The 1,860-nt window shown below is 65.1% G+C and carries 1 protein-coding gene and 1 pseudogene; both read right to left on the reverse strand.

Annotated elements, in window-relative coordinates:
* Window positions 1-86 precede the first annotated feature (86 nt).
* Window positions 87-1,469, reverse strand: a complete 1,383-nt coding sequence (locus EOA75_RS32395) for an aspartate aminotransferase family protein (protein WP_127326103.1) — start codon at window positions 1,467-1,469, stop codon at window positions 87-89.
* A 1-nt stretch (window position 1,470) separates the two neighbouring features.
* Window positions 1,471-1,860, reverse strand: a pseudogene (locus EOA75_RS32400) (hypothetical protein); the annotation flags it as partial.

A 1,860-nucleotide genomic window follows, 5' to 3' on the forward strand; every position in this document is an offset into this window, starting at 1 on the left:
CCCTTGCGGGGGAGATGGCCGGCAGGCCAGAGGCGGGTGCGGAGGATCGCGGACATCTCAGGACGTCTCAAAGCGCCATTTCACCCTCAGCCTGCAGCCGGCAGATCGAGTTCCTCCGCCAGCGCCTCGAGCGAGTCGCCGATGATGGCGATCATCTCGCCGATCTGCTCGCGCGTGATGATCATCGGCGGCGCCACCATGAAATTGTCGCCGTCGACGCCGCCCTTGACCTTGCGGCCATAGATGATCAGGCCGCGCGCATAGGCGTGGTCGAGCAGGCGCTGCGTTGCCTTTTTCGCCGGCGCGATCGGCGTCAGCGCCTCCGGATCGGCGACCATCTCGGCGCCGAGCAGCAAGCCCTTGCCGCGCACGTCGGCGATGAAAGGGAAACGCTTCTGCAACGCCTTCAACTCTGCGATCAGCACATCCCCCATGGTGGCGGCGTTGGCGATGAGATCGAGCCGGTCCATTTCGCTCAGCACCGCAAGGCCGGCCGCACAGGCAAGCGGATTGCCAGCATAGGTGTGGCCGTGCTGGAAGCCGCCGGAGGCGAGCAGCGGCTCGACCAGTCGCATGGGAGCCGCCAGCGCGCCGAGCGGCGCATAGCCGGAGCCCAGCCCTTTTGACAGCGCGACGATGTCCGGCTTGCAGTTCCAATGGTCGCCGCCCAAAAATTTACCGGTGCGGCCGGCACCGCTCATCACCTCGTCATGGATGAGCAGGATGCCGTAGCGGTCGCATATCTCGCGGATGCGCGCATAGTAGCTGTCGGGCGCGACAAGGGCTGCCGTTGCCGCGCCGCCGACGGGTTCCATGATGAAGGCGAGCACGCTTTCCGGGCCCTCGGCCTGTATCTTGTCTTCGAGCATGTCGGCATAACGGATGCCGCGCTGCTCCATCGAGAGGTTGTCGCGATCGCGCCAGGCGGCCGGCGCCGGCACCGTCGGCATCACCCGCATCAACGGCGTAAAAGTCTCGGCAAGCGCGTCGTCGCCGGTGATGGCGAGCGAACCCAGCGTGCCACCGTGATAGGACGGGAAGCGGGTGATCACCTTCCAGCGCTTCGGCTGCCCGGTGGCGACCGCCCATTGCCGGGCGAGTTTGATGCAGGATTCGGTCGCTTCCGAGCCGCCCGAGACGAAGAAGATGCGGTCCATGCCTTCGGGCAGCTTGTGAGCCAGTGCCCGCGCCAGTTCTTCCGCCGGTTCGTTCTCGAAATGAAGCCGATAGGCGAAGGTGGTCTTGTCCATCTGCCGCTTCATGGCGTCGAGCACGTTGCGGTTGGAATGGCCGATATTGGCGACCATCGGTCCGCTTGAACCGTCGATGAAGCGGCGGCCGTCCTTGGTCCAGAAATAGATGCCCTCGGCGCGGTCGACGAGTGGCCGGCGCAGGCTGGAGAGATAGAACAAATGCGACGGCGGCCGCGCTTCGGCTTCAGGCGAGGGCTGCACTTCCGGTGTCGGCATGTCAGGACTTTCCGAGATAGCGGTCGAGAACATTCTTGGTGACGCGTTCGACCATCGCGTCCTGCCTTAGCAGGCCGGCGACCCATTCGCAGCTTCCGGCGTGGAAGACTTCGCCCTTGCCGCGCGGGAAATTGACGATCATGCCGTTGCCGCGCTTGACCTTGTCGAGATTGGCGTCGCTGGCCTCGCCGAACAAAGTCTCGGCGGTGAAGCGGCCGTCCTCGTCGGTGAGGAACTGGTCTTCGATCGGAATGTCGGCGCTTTCCTCGACCTGGCTCGCCAGGCCGACGGCCAGCACCTGCAAGCCGTCCGGCGCGCCGCTCTCTTCAGTCGGGTACGGCAGGCCGCCGCGTATTTCGAAATCGAGCCCGTCGACCTCATAGCCATAGAC

Origin of the sequence: Mesorhizobium sp. M1A.F.Ca.IN.022.07.1.1 (assembly GCF_003997575.1) — a bacterium.
Classification (GTDB): Bacteria; Pseudomonadota; Alphaproteobacteria; order Rhizobiales; family Rhizobiaceae; genus Mesorhizobium.